Raw genomic sequence first — 18,520 nt, 5'->3', positions numbered from 1 at the left:
CCCGTGGGCCCGACTCCCCCTGCCACGACGTCACCGCCCACACCGGGCCGTCGTGGCCGGTCAGCGGACCCCGCTCATCCGGCACAACGGACGCCTGTGGTGTGCCGGCATCGGTTCGCGCCTGTTCGAGGTGCCGGTCCAGTTCCGCGGCCGCTGTCTCGACCTGGCCGAGCCGGTCCCTCAACCCCCCAAACTCGGTCGCGGGCAACGAATCGACGTAGGCGTCCACGGTGCGCGGCATCCGCGCACGGCTGAGATCCTGCATCGCCCCGAGGTACCGGTCGGACAGCCCCGTCAGCGAGCTGTCGTCCTGACGAAGTTCGCGCACCCGCTGCAACACTCGGTCAGCGGCGCCCATACGTGTCGCGTGGCCGGCGGCGAGAGCCCTCCACCGGCGGATCAGATCCGCACGCGCAGCAGCGACCCCGACGTCGGAAACGGACACCGCCTGCTCACCCGACCCGACCGCCACCGCTTGGCCGCCGGGCTCGGTCGGCCTCCCGCCGAAGGTGGCCGCACCATCCCCGGCCCGCCCCGGCACCGCCGGCCCCACCGGCAACGACGAGATCTGCTCCTCCAACCACTGCCGCGCCAGGCCGAACGCGCTCACCGCGGAGAACAACTCCGCCCGCCACCGCTCGGACACATCCGGCACCCGCCCCGCCACGCCCACCCACCCACGCGTGTGCCCGACCAGCCGCTCGCCCAACGCCACCAACTGATCCACCCGCTCACCCACCCGGCGATGCTCCTGCGCCCCCACCGCCGGATCAGTCACCGTCACATCGGGAAGCGCCGCCACCAACTCCTCGCGCCGGGCCACCCAACTCCGAGCCGCCCCACCCGGCCCTTCCACCGCCTCCGCGATCCCCACCAACTCCGCCCGCACACGAGCCCAACCCTCGGCCTCGACCTGATCCCGCGGCTCCCGAAGGCCGCCAACCGCCGGCTCGCCGATGGCCAGCTCACCCATCCGCACCGGCCACAGGTCATCCTCAGCCACATGCGCCAACACCACCGTCGACGTCCACCCACCGAACCCGTGCACCACCACGTACACCGGCTCCCGCAACCCCGACCCCGCCGGCGGCAACGCGGCATTCAGGAAAGTGTCGAAGATCGATGACACGACCGCCCCGGGGTGCACCGGATGCGGCCCCGGCACACCCACCACCAACACCCGCGCACCATCCGGCACCCACCCCTGTCCCACATCCGGCGCCCCCGCCAGACTTCCCCCCGCACGCGCCGCCGCAGTCTCTCCGGCAAGCAACCCCGCCGGCCGCACCTGCGTCACCCGCAAACCACGCTCCGACGGCACAGTCGGAAGGAACACCCAATCCCGGAAGTACGAGAATGCCGGCTGCCCCAACCGCCCCCAATCCATATTCAGCGGCAGGAGGTACGGCCCATGCTCGGCGGGCAATTGGGCATCCACCCGACGCCGCCGATACGCAAGATCAGCCCCCGGAAGGTTCGGATGCGCCTGGAACTCCCACCACAACGGCCCACCCGGGAACGTCTCCCGGCCCGAGAAATCGAAAGCTTTCAGACCCGGCGGAACAACCCCCGAATCCGCCACATACTGCCAACGGGCCGCCACCGCCCCCGACTGGCCCATCGCCGCCCGGAACTCCGCAATCGCGACCAACGTCCGTGACTCCACCGCCGTCCGTGACTCAATAACGGGAGCAAACGGCAACGGGTCAGCCGGCAACGCACTGTACGGCGACAGCTCGATCACCGCCGCCTCAGGCACATTCACGTCCGATCTCAGGTCACCGAGAAGCAACCGCACCACGAGATCCAGCGCGTCCTCATGCCCACCGTCCTCGTACGCCAACACCACCCGCCAGACCGCATCACCCGCAGGCCGTTCCTGCCCCGTCCTCGCCGCCCACGCCTCGGCATCCGTCACCGCCTGCTCCCGCGCAAGACGCTCCACATCAACCCCAGCGCCCACACCATCGGGATGCAGCACCACCCACCCGTCACCCGACGCCACCGACCACTCCGCCGCCTCGGGAACGTCGTCAGACCCCCGGGACAGAATCGGCCCGAGCGAGGCCATCACGTCCGGAAGACCCAACGAGGACGCCGGCCTCGACGCGAACAACCTCTCCTCCGAATAGACATCCGAACCCAAGGCAGGGGAATCAGGCCCCGTCCGGAACTCCTCCTCCGGCGCCGTCCCGTCCATCCCGGCCAGATCCGCTTCTTCCGGGACGGTCCTGGTCGCGGCGTCTGCCACCCTCGACGGCGGTCGTGGGGTGCCCACGCCGTCGGTGGTCGCCACGAACCGCAACCGGCCGGGCTCGGCCGGCCCCCGGGCCAGTTCGCCCCGCTGACCGTCGAGGAACACGACCTTCCCGTCATAGGTGCGCATCACGTTCACGGCATGGGAAATCTCGTCCCCCTCACCGGTCGTCACCAGCACACCCCGGGCGCCGGGCTCCGCCGCGGCCATGACCTCCGCCACCGCGTCGTAGTCGGCCACCTCCACCAACGGCCGACCCGCGTACCGCTGCAACCACGCCACCGGCAACATCTTCTCGGGCGGCACCTGCCAACCCACTCCGCCCGCCAACGACATGTCAGTACCGATCGCCGTCAAGATGCAGTTGGTCTCGTAACCGTCAACGTCAACGTCAACGCCACCAGGGCGCTGGTTCACATCGCCCAACCAGGGGAACCAGATCGACACATCAGCCGGCGACATCTGACTCGGCAGCAGCACATCCCCGCGCCCAGACACACCAGCCACATCCGGTGGGGTTGGCTGCCGGTGTCGGTTCAGGTCCTCCACCAGGGCGGCCACGGCCGTGGCGAAGTCGTGCCGCGACTCGATCTCCGCCTCGTGCAGGATCTCCAGCCGGGAGTTCACGTCGGGCCGGCCCCGGTGGGCGGCCAGGTCGTCCTGGACGCGCTGCGGCAGCCGCCGCACGGCGTCGTCGAGGGTCTCCGGGCGGCCGGTGATGTCCAGCCGCACCACCTCTCCACCCGGGTAGGCGAGGTACGGCGGCTCGGCGCTGGTGCCGCCGTCGACCCGTAGTTCGACCTTGACCGCCAGGGTCGCGGCGAGGTCCCGGGCCAGTTGTACCCGGTCCCGTTCGTGTACGGCGGTCTCGTCCGCCGGGGCGGTCGCGGCGTTGTCGGCCTGCCGGGTCGGGTCGGTGCTCAGCACCACGCGCGCCGGGACCGTGCCGCCGTGCAGGGTGCGTACCGTGCGTTCCAGTTCCAGGATGACGGACCGGCCCTGGCCGGAGCGGGCGATCTCGGCCAGCGCCGTGTCCACGTCCACGACCGGGGTGCCGCGCGGGACCGGCGGGACCGGCAACGCCATCGCGTCCACCTCCTGTTGCGCCGCGTCCCGGGCGGCCTCGCGGGCGGTCCTGGCCACGTCGAGCATCCGTACCGTGTTGGTGTGCACCTGCGCCGAGACGTCGCGGGCCCGGAACTCCTCGCTCGCGGTCTCGACCTGTCGGCGCAGGTCCGGCAACTCCGCGCGAACCCGGTCGAGATCCGCTCCGGCGTCCCGGAGGTCGCCGGTGGCCTTCTCCAGCGCCGTCCGGGCCGCGTCCAGTTCCCGCCGCGCCTGGTCGAGCTCTGCCCGGGCGGCGGCCAGCCGTGACTCGTCCTGGCTGGTGGCGGGGTCGTCGACGGTCTGCCGGGCTGCTGACTCCAGCCTCTCCCGTCGCGTCACCTCCGCTTCGAGTTCCGGCATCGCCCGGTCGAGGTGGTCGATGTTCGCCGCGAGCCGGGCCCGTTCGCCTTCGGCCCGGGTGACGGCGGTCCTGGCGGCGTCGAGCGACGCCTCCGCGGCGTCCCGGGCACCGTGGGCGACGGCCTCGTCCCGGCGGGCCTGGTGGAGGTCGTCGACGGTGCGCTGGAGTTCCTGGGTGGCCTGCTGGAGGCGCTCCCGCGTCACCTGCCGCACCCGGGCCACCTCGGCGTCCGAAGCGTCCGAAGCGTCCGGGCCCGGATCGGGATCCGGTGCCGTGGTGAACAGCCGGTCGGCGAGGTGACCCAGTGCCGGCCCACGGGTGCCGGTGGCGTTGTCAGCGAGGTGGCGGATCGTCTCGGCCCACTGTTGCCGCTGCGGCGCGGAGAGGGTCTGACGCGCGACCCGCACCAACGTGGTGACGGCGGCGTCGGCGATGTTCAGGCCGGCGAGCGCGTCGGCGGTCAGGTGCAGGATCGCCGCGTCCACGGCGTCGACCGGACCGTCGAGGGTGGCCGCCAGGTAGCCGAGGGCCGACACAGCGGCCGGGTCGGCCACGTCCGGCCGGGCCAGCAGGTTGGTCAGCAACTCCTGCCGCCCGGTCGGCGCTCCCGGCAGCGGGGCCGGGGTCCCGGCCGCTGCCGACGCCGGTGGGGTGGGGCCGAGCAGGTACCGGTATCCGTCGTCGAGGTGGCCGTAGCGGGCCAGGGTGAGCAGCGCGTCGCGGGCGGCGAGGTCGACGTCGTGGGGCAGTCCCGCCCGGCGGATCTGAAGGGCGCTGTGCGCCCGGTCGGAGAGCAGGTCCGCCCCGTGGCTGTCGAGGAAGGCGCGGGAGTCGTCCCAGTTGTCGATGGCGAGCCACTTGTCGAGGGCGGCGGTGACCGGGGGCATCGGATGGTGCACGACGTCGGCCGGCGGCAGTGAAGTGTCCGCCGTGCCGGCCCAGGTGGCGGCTGGTGGGGGCAGCGCCGGGATCAGGTCAGCGGCGGTGGAGACGTCCCGCCACGCGTGGGCCAGGTCGGTCGCGGTCGTCCCGGACGCGGTCACCGCGGCGTCGAGCGGGGCGGCGTGCGGGGCGGCGTCGTCCGAGGTCAGACGCTTGAGCAGCCTGGCGACGGGAAGGTACCGCCCCCGTTCGTTGACGTCGAGAACGTGGCGTAGGGTCGCCGCGTCGCGGCCGGCTGCCGTGGGCAGCTCTGCCAGGGCTTGCAGGGTGTCCGGCCAGTTCTGCGGGGGGTTGATGGTCTCCACGGCGGAGGCGATGGCCCGGAAGGTGTCCAGTGCGCCGACGGCCGGGTCGAGGATGTCGGCCACGGCCCGCAGGATGCCGGCGTCGGAGACGGCCTCCGGCTCCGGCCGGGGTCGGGTCACCCGGGGGTCGGCATCGACGAGGTCCGCCAGGGCCCGCAGCCCGGCCGGGGCGGCCGGGTCGGTCGGCACCACGGCGGCCACCGCGCCCGCGAGCACGCGGTGCCGGGCCGCCGCGTCGGCGGTGTCGAGGTAGTCGTACGCGGCGGTCAGTTGTCCGGCACGGATGGCGTCGAGCAGGGCACGGTGCCGGTCGAGGACCGGATCGCCGGCGGGTGCCGGGGTCGTCTCGGTCCGGGTCGCGTCGGGCCGGGCCGGCGCGGTCGGGGGTGCCGCCGGCCGGGCCTGCTGCTGGTCCTGCGTCAGCCGCGTCGCGGTCGGGTCGGCGCGCAGCACCGAGAGGTTGGCTTCCGCGAACTGCCGGGACGCCGCCCAGTCGCCGTCCTGGAGCAGCCAGCTCGTCAGCACGTCGGGCTCCACGAGGGTGACGGGCTTCGGCGTGGCGATTTCGCTGACCACCGGGAGTGCGGCGAGGGTCACCGCCTCCTGGAACTGCGCGGCGGTGAGGGTCCGCTCGTCCGTCCCGAGGGCGAGCGGGTCGTAGAGCCGGTAGGTGCCGTCGGCGTCGACACGCGCCGCGAAGGCACCCTGGGGGCGGGTGATCCACAGTCGGGTGCCGGGGCGCAGCGTGGCGGGCACCTCGGGTAGTGGCCCGGTGGTGGTCCATCCCGGCGGCAGGACGGGAGCCAGCAGCCGCCGCGCCTGACCGGCCCGCGTCTGCGGGCTGTCGGTGTCGTGCCGGGAGACGTGCGCCCCGAGCGGGTTCGCCGATCGGGTGGGCAGGCCCTCGGTGATCCACTCACGGGCCAGGTCGTCGGCGTCGGCGCGGGCCTGCCGGATGTGCGTCTCCAGCTCCGGACCCAGCTCCGCGGCCGCGTCCATCTGCACCGGGGTACGTTCCAGCAGCCCGCGGTAGATCTCGCGTTGCTGCGACGCGCCAATCGCGGCACTGAAGGCCCGCAACTTCAGATCCCGGTCGAGCCCGTGGATCACCTCGGGGGCCGTGACCGGGGCGAACGTGCCGTCCGGGCGCTCCCGCAGTTCGACGATCCAGCCCTGCGGGTCGATCCGGTACCGGCTGGCCGTGCCCTGGTCGTCGGTGACGGTCAGGTCGAGGTGGGTCTTCAGCTCAAACGCCACCACCCGGGCCACGGTGCGCGGGTCCTGGGCGAGCAGCTCCACCTGCTCCGGTGGGGTGACCGACGCGGGGCCCGGCGGCAGCACCGCCTGTACCCGCTCGACGATCTGGGGGATCCGCTCGGCGAACTGCCGCACGTCGGCGGCGGACAGCGCGGCACCGACCGCGAGGTTCTTCCAGGCGGTCAGCTCGGCGAGGTCGGCGGCGGCCTGCTGCGCGGCGTTGAGCCGCTGGAGGTGACCCACCGCCCAGTCCAGTACCACCTCGTACCGGAGGCGGGTCTGCTCGGCGGCACTGGCGGTGAGCCGGAGCGGGCTGACCGGGTCGTAGTGGTTGCCGAGCTGGTCACGGATCAGCAGAGCCACGTGCTGGGGCGCCTGGCCGGGGTCGAAGGTGCCGGCGTCGATGACCCGGCCGGCCACCGGGGCGGCGGCCATGCCCGCCGGGGTCGCGCGTTGTAGCAGACCCTCCAGGCCGATCGTGGGGGCGTCTGCCGCTGGTGCGGGCCAGCCGGCCGGGTTGTTCGCCTTCCAGTCGTACCGTTCGGAGAGCGCGCGCTGGAGCTTGTGTACCTCGCCGGCGTACATCTCGTAGAACCCGTCGCCGCTCATCCAACCGGTGCCGGGGGCGTCGTCGGCCTCGAACCGCTCCGGTCCGATCGGCGCCAGGCCGGCGTCGCGGTGGAACGCGCTGTGCCAGTGCGGGACCGCGACGAAACGGGCCTGGGTGCGGATCCGGACCAGGTACGTCACCCCCTGCATCTTGAGGTGGTTCTCGAGCCGCTTGGTGTCGTCGAAGGTGGCGCTGTGGCTGGCCGGCGCGGTCCGGTTCGCGCCGGTGGAGATCTTGCCGGCGACCGTCTTGTCCTCCTGCACGCCGATGTTCGTCGTCCCGAACGGGGGCAAACCGTAGGACATCTCCGCGTCGAGGTTGGGCCGCCACCGGTTGCGCGACTGGGTGGCCGAGGTGGTGGACGCGAACTTGGCGTATCGGCCGGTGCCGGTGGTGGTGAGCCTGCTGATGATCTCCAGCGAGTGCAGCTTGACGTACATCCGCATGGCGACCCGGTTGTTGGACGCGCCGGCGACGAACAGGTGCGAGCCGAGCAGGTATCCGCCGTCGCCCAGCCCGCCGGAGAGGTGGTTGTCGACGTTGAGCCGGGACAGCAGGCCGTCGAGCGCCACGCTGCCCCGGTAGGCCGGGTCGTTGGCGTGCGAGCCGAGCACGTTGCCCATGAGGTGCCGGGCGGCCGGGTAGAGGTCGTCGACCAGGGCGCCGCTGACGTAGGCGTCGCCGGGCAGCGACGGCAGCGCGCGCAGGTCCAGTTGCGGCGACCGGGGCACGGGGGTGGCCTCGGCCAGCCCCCGGGGCACCTTGAAGTCGATCCGCCCCTCGTAGTGACGGGTCAGCACCGGCTCCACCGGCGCGAGGGAGACCCAGTCGGCGAAACCGGCGGGCGCGTGGTGCAACGCCCAGTCCGCCGCGTCGTTCAGGGCCGTCATCACGTGGTTCACCACGTAGCTCGGCTGCCAGCCGTGCATGTGCACCCGGCTGAACTTCAGGGTGAGGCCGATGAGGGCCCTGGCCAGGTAATGCCCCGTCCAGTCGTAGACGGTCCGTTCCCGGACGACCTGCGCGGCGCCCTTGACGCCGCGCCCCCCGCCCGGCGCGAACGACAGCGACCCGGCGGTGGACACCGGGACGCCGTCGATCGAGAAGCCGAACTTGGCCGGCATGAGGTTCCAGCCCAGCGCCTGCCCGATGATACGAGCGGTCGCGCCGTAGGCGTGCTCGTAGTTCTCGATGCCGTAGTCGGCAACCCAGTCGGTGTACCAGGGACTGTCTCCCAGGGTGGCCGAGATTTCCAGCTTGAACATCTGGGCCGCCACCGGGTTGCGCTGGTCGACCAGGTAGAACGACACGCCGTTGTAGCGGTGCAGCATGTCGGCGAACACGATGTTGGCGCGTTGGCCGGCGAGCGTGGACTGGAGCGTTTCGAGGCCGCCGGGCAGCGCGCCGACCACCGACTCGTCGGGCGAGACCATCAGGACGCCCCAACTGGTCCCCGCCCCCGGCCAGTTGTCGTGGCTGGCGCCGAGCAGCCCGGGCCGGCCGGCGTCCACCAGCTCCCGGACGGCGTCCAGCACGGTCGTGGTGGGGCGTGGCCCGCCGTCGGCCGGTGCCGGCCCGGTGAACAGCGTCACCTCGTCGACGCCCGCGTGGCCCAGCGTCCGGTCACCGGTACGGGTCAGGTAGGGCGGCATGGTCAGCGCGCTGAACGGGTTGACGTTCGGGTCCAGGGTGATCCCGAAGTCGGTGGTGAACTGCGCGCGGCGGCGCGGGTCGAGCACCGCGCCGCGCTGGGCCAGGTCCACGTGCCGGTCGGCGAGCGTGTGCGCCCACGTCTGGACCCGGTGCTGGATCAGGTACGTGCCGAGGTCGGGCAGACCGGCGGCGGTGCGGCTGGCGGCGCGGTCGGCCAGTTCGCCACGCCACCGGCTGAGCAGCCCCGCCACGGTGTTGCCGCTGAGCACCAACTCGCCGCGGGACCACCGGCCCATCGCGTCGAGCAGCTGCACATCGCTGATCGGCAGCTTTCCGGCCGCGTACTGCGCCAGGGCCTCCGCCTCGGGCAGGATGAACTGCATCATGCGGCCCCGCAGGTCGGCTCCGGGTGGCACGCTGACCCGGCTGACGACGAACCCGACCTGCTTGTGGATGCCGGCGCGGACGTTGATGTCGTATTCCGCCTCGAAGGCGTACCCCCGGCCGAAGGCCAGCTTGAGCATCTCCAGGCCGCCGACGCGCTTGGTCTCCGCCGACTCGCTCTCGCTGAACCGCACGCCCGCCGACTCGCCGAAGCTGAACTTCAGCGGACCGAAGTCGTGGCCGAGGCCGATGTTGGGCAGGTTGAACACCTTCGCGAACGACCGGTTGGCGACGTTGACGGTCTCGGCCAGGTACAGCTCGATCAGGCCGGTGACGTACTGGTCCGGGGTGGCTCCGACGAACCGCGCCCCCCGGATACGGGGCACCTTGACCGAGAGCGCCGCTCTGGTGTTCGCCACGAAGCCCGGCTCGACCAGGGTGGTCGCGCCGTACTGGCCGAGCACGGCCTCCTTGAACCGCGACTGGAAGGTGATGTGGTTGGTCAGACTGGCCACCGGCCCGGTCATCGGCTGGCCGGCCTGGGTCAGCTCCCGCGGCAACTGGTCCTGCGCCGCGGCGTGCAGGCCGTGCGCGTCGACGAAGTACACGATGCCCTGGTTGAGCACCGACGGTTCGGTGTCGCCGGGGGCCACCTCGCTGAAGGTGGCCGGGTCGGTGTTGAACTTCAGCAGCGCGGCGTGCACGTTGGCGCGGATCAGCTCCGGCGAGACGATCGGGGTGGCCCGGTCGCTGATTTGGACCACGAAGCCCAGGTCGTACGGCAGGTTGACGAACATCACCCGGCTGCTGGTCTCCTTCAGCTCCGGCCGGTTGACCACCCGGGTCACCCGCTCGGCGGCGCCGACGTTGCGGCTCACCGACCCGCCGAGGAGTCCGACGGACCGGAGCTCCTTGACGCTCGGCGGCATCGCGGTGTTCGCCCCGGCCTCCGCCAACCAGCCCTGGTTGCCGCTCGCGCCCTGGCCGGCGATGCCGAGCGACATCCCGAGGGTGACCGTGCTCACCTCGTCGCTGAGCCGTTCGAAGTGCACCGAGTTGCCATCCGCGTCGACGTCCGCGGAGATCCGGGGGATCGCGTAGACGGTCACATCGGCGGTACGCATCACCCCGTTGCGCCAACTGTGCAGGGTGAGCGGCATTCCCGCTTTCGGGGCGGGCGCGTCCGGGTCGTCGACGAGCGTGGCGCCGTCCTGGCCGAGCGGGTCGAAGTGCGACTCCAGGCCGTCGCCGCTCACCATCTTGATGAGCAGGTCCAGATTGTCGATCGCGGCGTCGGTGTCGCGGTGGACGACCTCGTCGTAGGCGTCCCGCACCCCGTCGACCATCCGACCCAGCAGCGGCCGTTCCTCGAGGGGCGTACCGGGATCCGGGGTCGCCGGCCGGCTCTGCTTCCCGTGCGCCCACGGCCGGTCCGGGTCCGCCGGGAGGAAACCCTCGTCGGCCAGCACCCGCATGAGACCGGCCCGGAGCTGCCGCACCGCCGGCTTGTCGATCCTCGGCAGGGACTGACCCAGCAGGCCCCGCCCCTGAAGGACGTGCCGGGGCAGCACGTTACCGCCGGTGTCCTCCGGGTGCACACCGGTGTTGCGCAGCCGCTGCCGCCACTGGTCGTGCGGCACCGACCGGGGTCCTCCGCCTGCCGGCACCACCGCCAGGTCACCGTCCGCAAGACCGGGCATGGGATCGGGGGCGAAGGCGTCCGCGTCGACGCTGAACCCGTAGTCGAAAGCGTCCGGCTCGGACATCCGGAGCACCGCCGACCCGCTCACCACCGGCGTCGGATGCGGCCACTCACGCGGCCGGCGGGAGGTGATTACCTCGGCGTGCCACTCGAACGGCACCTCATGGCCGACCGTCTGACCGGTGTACCGGCCGACCACGACGTTCAGCGACGCCACCGTGACGCCACCACCGTCGTTGCTGGTCCAGCTCATTCCCCCACGGGCGGATAGACCGAGCTTGGCGTTCTCCTTGTACACCTGTGGATCGTCGAGACGCCTGGCCAAGGGCAGGTCTACCGCGCCACCGAGGGACAGCCCGGCGGACTGCTGGAGGGTGAACTCGCCGCCCTGCCCCACGATGCCGGTACGCACCTGCTCGATGTGGGCCTTGTCGCTGCTGGCGCCCACCCGCGTGGAGCCGCCGCCGAGGCCCACCTGCACGGAGCCGCCGAGACGACGGCCGTAGACCCGGATGCTGGCAGCCGCGTGCCCGTCGTCGTGCAACGTGAACGCGTAGCCCCGGGTCAGCGCGCCGGCGTCGCCGTCCGTCTCCGGCGTCCGCCGGTTGTTCACCGCCTCGTCGAAGTGGGTCTCCAGGTTCCACAGCTTGCGCTGCAACTCGTTGCGCATCGGACTTTCGATGGACATGTCGAAGCCGTCGGCGCGCAGCCGGTCGATGACGAGGTCGTACAGCTCGTTCAGGCCGGTGATGTTGCTGGCGGAGAAGAGCTCCGGGACCCGCGTCAGGTTGTCCCGCATGTGCTCGGGCAGGTCGGCGACCACCTGCTCGCCGGCGTTCTCCAGCAGGTGATCGGGGATCGCCACCACCAGCCGGGCCGGTTCCTGCCCGTCCGGCGGCTCCGGCACCTCCACCGCCTGCCACGGCTGTTCGTCGCCGCGCGCCTCGATCAACCACCCCGGCTTGTACGAGTAGAACGTCGAATCCGCGCGGGTGTCGAACACCCGACCCTTCTCCGCGTCGATCAGGTAGGCGGACTTCTGGTCCACCTTGTTGAGGGTGGCGTTGAAGCGGGGCCCCCAGTGGGTCGTCGGGCCGAGCGGCACGTCGACGTTGAAGTCACCCCGCAACCGCACCGCCCGCGTCGGGGTCCCGTCCGACTGGCTGTGCGCACCGGTCTGGAAAACACCCTGGGTGAACTGGTTGGCGTGGAAACGGCCGTTCTCACTCGTCAGGCCCTCGGTGTCGTCCAGCGACGGCCCGGACGCCTCCGTGTCGAACGAACCCGCCGGGTTCGACACCAACTGCGGGTCCTCCGGCCGCAGGCGGGCCCGCACCTCCATGCCACCCAGCGTGAACACGTACCCGTCTTCGGAGACCACCTGCGGGTAGTTGTTGAGCAGCCGCTCATGCAACTGTTCCCATTCGTTGTCCCCCACGGTGACGCCCCGCCGGGTCGCCTCCGCGCGCAGCCCCTGCTCGATGCGGTCCAGGTCCGGCAACGCCGCCTTGGGATCGCCCAGTGCGAGCGCCCGCCGGTCCGGGTTGGCCGGCCGCGCCGGGGCCTGCGCAGACGACCCGTCGGGATCGGGTGCGGCCGGTCCGGCGCTGGCCTCGTTGCCGAAGACCCGCACATCCCGGTCGGCCTCAGGAACACCGGACAGCAGCCGGGTGGCCGCGTCGGCCACCTCGCGCGGGATGGGACCACCCCGGGACTGGACAACCACGGCCACCCCGGTCGCGGGGGCCGCCAGGGCATCGGGGGACAGCGTGTCCGGGCTGGTGCCGTTCTGCGCGAACAGGACGACCCCCCGGTGCTCCCGGACCCTCCAACCCCGGTACACCTCGAACCCACCGGCGGCAGCCGGTCGCAGGCCCAGCGGCCCCGGCTGCCGAGGCGGTGCCGGACGCAGCGGCACCCGCCAGGCGTGCGCGGCGGCCGGGAAGGTCTCCTGCCCCCGGGCGTCGATCGGGATCAGCTCGTCGGCGCCGGCGGGCTGCCGGCCCACCACGGAGACCGGCAGGACCAGCTCCAGCAGGCCGCTGAACCGCTCCCGCAACCGGTCCGCCACCTGCGCGGCGCCCACGGCACCGGGCGGCGTGCCCGGGGTGCCGGCGGCCGGGGGCGCCACGAACACCTGGAGCGAACCGGCGCCCGGGGGAAGTGCCTGGCTCACGGCCTCCACGACGGCGACCGGGTCGCTGACCGACCCGTCCAACACCAGCCGGGGCCGGTCCGGGGTGGTCAGGTCAGACCAGTGCAGTGTCGTGGCACCGGCCGGCGGCCGTGGACCGGTGTGGGCGAGCACCCCACCCGGGACGTGGCTCAGCTGGACCCCGGCCGGCAGGCCGGACACCTCCGACGGGACGAGAGTACGTCGGTCCAGCCCCATCCCGGAGGTGATGAGGTGCGTCGGTGGCGCGGCCGGCATGCCCCCGAAGATCCGACCGACCCGGTCGCGTACCCGCTCGGGCAGCGGAGCCGCCCTCCAGCCCAGGAACACCGCCGGCTCGGCCAGCCAGCCACCGGTGCCCGGCAGCAATCGCCGCGCCCGGTCAAGTTCGGTCTCCGGCCCGATCCACAGGTGGCTGCCGCCGTCCCAGACCACCCAACCGTCACCGAGCCCGTACACGCCGGGCGACCGCTCGGTCAGCCCGTACGGGGCGGGCCGGAGCGGTGCGCCGGCGACCTCGGGCAGGAACAGATACCGCTCGGGCCGCCCACTGAAGAACGTCACCTCGCCGTTGGCGTCCAACGGGACGACCCGCGGACTGGGCGTCGGCCGGTCCCGCAGCGCCGACCGCGGCACCGACAACATGGCCTGCGGCCCCAGCCCCTGCGCGGTGACCTCCAGCGCCCGGGCCACGCTGACCGGCTGGTCCTGCGGCCAGTGCAGGACAGCCATGGTGGCATCCTGCGCCCGCAACCCCGCCAGCGCGGCACCGAGACGGTCCGGGTCGAGCACCGAGGAGTGCAACAGAATGGCCGGACCGGGACCGGTCGGGGCCAACACCCGCGAGCTGATCGGGCCGGGCGCGGTGTCCCTGTCGTGCAGCAGCACACCGCCCACCGCGCGCTGGAGCCGCAGGTTGTCCGGCAGCCCCTCGGCCATCACGACCAGCGGCGCGTCCGCGGACGCACTGGCCGACTGGACGACCTGTTGTTGACCGTCGTCGGCGGCCGGGGCCGGCGGTTGCGGGGTCGGCGCGAGCTGCTGCGGGGGTACGGCCGGCGGCTCGACCGCCGCAGGGGTTTCCGGCACCAACGCGTCGAAGTGGACGCCTGGCCGCTCCGGGTCGGCCGCCACGCGGGCCAGACTGACCGGATCGCCCCCGGCCGGGCCGTACCCGCCCGCCGGCCGCACCCCGTCCGGGGCGACCTGGGAAATCTGCATCCCGGCACCGGTCGCGTGCGCCAGCAACGGTGCCAGGAACTGGCCGGCCGGGGTGGCCGACAGGTTCGCCCAGTCAGTCACGGCCGCCTTCACCGCGGCCAGTTCCCCGGGGTCGAGCTGGCGACCGGGGTCGGTCAACAGCTCGAACAGGTGACGGCCGGCGTCCGCCGGATTCGCCCGCATCTCGTCGAGACGTGCCCGAGCGGTGTCCGGGTCCAGGAGACCGGCATCCACGAGTTCATCGACGCGCCGCAGCGCCTGGTCGGGGCTCAGCGCCGCCACGTCCCGCTCGTACTGCGGCCGGAAGGCGAGCCGCTGCGCGGTCACGTCCGCCGGCAACCGCCCCGCGTTCTCCGCCAGATAGTCCGACACGTGGTTTCGCAACAGCTCGGTGACCCGACCAAGCTCGGACCCCTGCGGCACACCGGTACGAACCGATTCGGCGACAGCGGCCCGCACCCCGGCCGGATCGGAGAGGAACTCCCGCAGGTCCGCCGGCAGCCGCGCGTCCAGCGCGGTGCGGACCAGGGCCGGTTCGGAGGCGACGAACGAGGACAACAGGTCGAGGCCGTCGCGGGGCACGCCGAGCGGGACCAGAGCCGGCCGGGGTGCGACCGTGGGAGCGACGTACGAAGCGTCCATCTCGCGGATCTGCGGCTCCCAGTCCGTGGGTAGCGCCGGTGTTTTCATGTCCAGCGCGTTCAGATCCGGGTCCGCGTCTTGGAATCCCTGATCAACGAACGCGGGGCCGGTGCCAGGCGCATCGTCCATCTCCGCCGGGTCGGACGGCTGCCAGGGGAAGCCGGACGGTTCGGGGGAGGTGGCGTCTGCCTGCATCGCCTGGGACGGGCCGCGTGGCGTGGTGGTGGAGGCGAGCAGGATGGCGCTGGGGTCGATGCTGGTCGTGGTGGTCGGCTGCGGGTGTGCGGTGGTGCGGTCGGGAAGAAGGTCGGCGATCGTGGTGGGTCGCCCGGTGCTGTCGAACGCGGCGAGTCGGGTGCTCGATGCGAACAGGTGCCGGAACCACGCGTCGCGTGCCGGATCGGTCGGTTCGGGTCGGTCCTCGGCGCCGGGCACCAGGCCGTCGCGCACCTTGATCGTCGGTGGTCCAGGTGGTTGTGGCTCGCTGTGGAGGGCGAACACGTGTTGTGGTTCGTTGGGCGGTGCGGCCCTGACCACGACCATCGATCCCGGTGCCGCTCGCAGCGCGGCGAGTACGTCCTCCGATCTGACTCCGCCGGGGTGGGCGACGCTCTCGTCTGTCGCGCCGAGGATGTCCAGGAGTTGCGGCCAGCTCCGCGTGGGTGCGGGTCGGCCGTCGGGTCCGATGATTCGGTCGTCGAGTACCGCCCGTTTGCCCGGCCGTCCGTACGCGGTGGTGTAGGCGTCGAGGGTGGCCTGCACGCACCACCACCACGGGTCGTGGCTGTTGTCGGGGCCCACCGGTGTCTGCTCGACCCAGTCGGCGACCCGCCGCGCGGACTCGGCCGCCGCGACGGGCTGCCCCGTTGCCGCGACCGCCGGCTCCGGTGCCGTGCTGGCCGGCTCGCGGCGTCCGCCCGGGTCACCACCGACCGACTCGTCCAGCGAGGACACATTGCTGAACGAATCCCTGCCGCCGACATCGCGCCCGACCGGGTCGCCACTGACCGAATCCCCGTCGATGACGTCGCGTTTGACCGGGTCGCGGCTGATCGGCTCGTCCAGCGAGGAGAGGTCGCTGACCGTCATGGTCTCGTCGCGGTCGGTCCGACCGTCCTGCGAGGAGAGATCGCTGACCGTCATGGTTTCGTCGCGGTCGGTCCGACCGTCCTGCGAGGAGAGGTCACTGACCGTCGTGGTGTCGGTGAAGCTGCTGTCGCGGCTGAAGATGCCGTCGCTGGGGACGGAGAGTTCACTGACCGACGTCTGGTCGCTGGCGTCGTGGTGACTCGGCGTGCCGTCGGTGCGGGGGGCCGCGCCACCCGGCACCGTACTGCGGACGCCGGCCGCATCCGGCGTGCCCGAAGTGCCCGGCGCACCCGGCGTGCCGGGCGTGGCCGGCACTCCCGACGTGCCGGGCGTGGCCGGCACTCCCGACGTGCTGGACGTGGCCGGCGCGCTGGGCATACCCGCCGTGCCGGGGGTGTCGGTGGCCTGGGCGAGTACCTGGTGGTATCCGTCGACCCAGTCCTGTCGGAAGGATCCGGCGAGGGGGTCGTGGTTGCCCGGCTCGACGCCGTACTTCTCGGCCAGGGCGGTGAACTGGGATTCCGCCAGGCTGGTCGCTGCTGCGGTGTGCTGCTCCGGGGTCACCGGCACCGTCGGCACGTCGGTGCGCCGGTTTGCCGGTTTGTCCGTGCCGGCTGGGGTGGCGTCCGGTGCGGTGGTGTCGGGGATGACCGCCGCCGTGAAGCGGGCGGGCAGGTCGGTGACCACCTGCCGGACCACGTCCGCCACGGCGTTGACCTGCGCGACGCCCGGACCGGCCACCCCAGCCGACGGCACGGTGGACGGCATGGTGAGTGGTGTGGTGGGTAGCGGATTGGTGCCGAGGATCGCGTCCAGGCTCCGGTCCACGTGGGCCCGCACCGCCGCGCGCACGGCGTCCGACGGCACCGCCGCCGCCCCGGCGGCCCCCGGCACGCCCGCGCCACCCGGCACGCCCGGGGCCCCCGGCGTACCGACGACCGCCGGCAGGGCAGCACCGCCCGGCACGCCACCCGCCCCCGGCACACCAGCGGTTCCCGGCACCTGAACGGCCCCGGGCAGGACCAGTCCGCCCGGCAGGGTGGCGGGCGTCGATGTGCCGGTGGCGAGGTACTGGTCGATGTGGTGCTGGGTGGCCAGATGCACGGCCGAGCGCAACGCCTGCCGGTCGAACTCCGCCGGCAGCGCGGCGACGACCTGCTCCGGCCGTACCGCCGCCGGGATCTGCCCGCCGGTGGTGACCGACTGTGCGAGGGCTTCGGTGATACGGGCGACGGCCTGGTCCCGGACACCGAGCAGGTACTGCTCGGTGAGCGCGGTGGCGGGCAGACCGATCCGGGACAGGAAAGCGGGAACGGCCGGGTCGTTCTGCCGGGCGTCGGCCCACTCGGTGAAGACCTGCTCGACGGGCACGGGAAGCCCAGCCAGGAACTGCCGCGCCTGCCCGGTCCCGGCCAGCAGCCCACCGTAGTGGTCCACCAGCTCCCGCTGGAACCGCTGCCACTGCTCCACCACCGGCGCGCCAGCGGTGGTGACCCACTCCGGCACCGGCACCGCCGGCACCGCCGGCACCGCCGGCACCGCCGGCGCGGCCGGCGCGGGCAGGTTCGGCACGGACCACGACGGCACCGGCAGGTCCGGCACCGACCACGACGGCACGGACAGGTCCGGCGGCGACCACGCCGGTACGGGCGGCACCGGTTCAGGCGCCACTGGTGCCGGTGCCGACAGCGACGGTGCCGGCACCAGCGGGACGGGCACCGGCGCCGGCCCGCCGGAGCCCGCACCCGCCGGATCGCCGACCTCCGGCTGATACGCGGACGGGTCCGGGGTGACCGGGATGGGCGGCGGCACCGGCGCGACCGGCCTACCGTCCGCGGTGAAGCCGGTGCCACCGGGCATGTTCCACCGGGGCCGGGTCGGGTTGAACCCCAAACCGACCGCCACGCGACGCGCAGCGGCCCCGGCTGCGGTCCCGGCCAGCTCATTTGCCGCCGACAACCCCCCGGACGCCGCGGCCAGAGCAAGACCACCGGGGTCGTAGGTCCCGTCGACCATGTAGCTGACGACGATCTCGCCGCCCACCTCCAGGCCGACCTCCGACACCGGCACCATCCACAGACGAGTCAACAGGTCACGCGTGGCATCCGACACCCCGAGGTACGCCAGACCACCACCCACCGCACCGGCGAACCGGCCCATCGCCGGCCCGGCCGCCGTGGTGACACCCGCCACCGCCAACCCGTACAACGCCTGCTTACCGACCTGCGCCCAGTCGATCCCCGGCATCAGACCATCAGCCAGCATGCTGATCTGCGCCAACAACGACGACCCCGGCATGAACAACATCTGGATCGCCGTGCTGCTCGCCGCCGCCCGCACCATCGACGACCGCAGGATCGTCTGGATGATCGTCCGAACCTTCACGATGTGCGCCGCCGCCTCCACCGGCAGGAAGAACGCCATCGCGAACGCGACCGCCAACTCGGTCATCATGAAGATGAACATGACCAGCGCCTGACGATCCGTCAGCTCCATCTGGTTGAGGAAGCCCCGCATCGCCTGGGCCAGGTTGACCTTCAGATCGGCGACCTGGTCCAGCATCTCCACGAACGGAGCGGTCTGCGCCACGAACCGGTCGTAGACCTCACCCTCCCCCGCCGCCCGAACCGCCTTGATCGCCTGGATCAGATCCGGAACCAACAGGGTCCGCGCCCGATCCGCCAGCACCTTCAACCAGTTCAGGTCGTACGCCAACATCGGCAGATTCGACCGGTGCAACCGCATCCCGGTGAAATTTTCCAGGGCCTGCTTCGCCGACTCATTGAGCCCAACGGAAGGAACGGCGACCTCACCCAT

At 72.5% G+C, this 18,520-nt stretch carries 1 protein-coding gene (only partly in view); it reads right to left on the bottom strand.

The genetic code is table 11. The features are described from left to right. On the bottom strand, positions 1-18,520 hold the start of the coding sequence (locus tag AB0G14_RS15025; protein ID WP_357697538.1) for a toxin glutamine deamidase domain-containing protein. The gene continues 22,856 nt to the left of window position 1, outside the view; the window shows 18,520 of its 41,376 coding nt (coding positions 1-18,520); its start codon is at positions 18,518-18,520; its stop codon lies beyond the left edge, outside the window.

Source organism: Micromonospora sp. NPDC023814 (assembly GCF_040639595.1).
Classification (GTDB): Bacteria; Actinomycetota; Actinomycetes; order Mycobacteriales; family Micromonosporaceae; genus Micromonospora.
The sequence above is the reverse complement of the archived record's forward strand: the minus strand, read 5'-3'. Positions and strand labels throughout refer to the sequence as shown.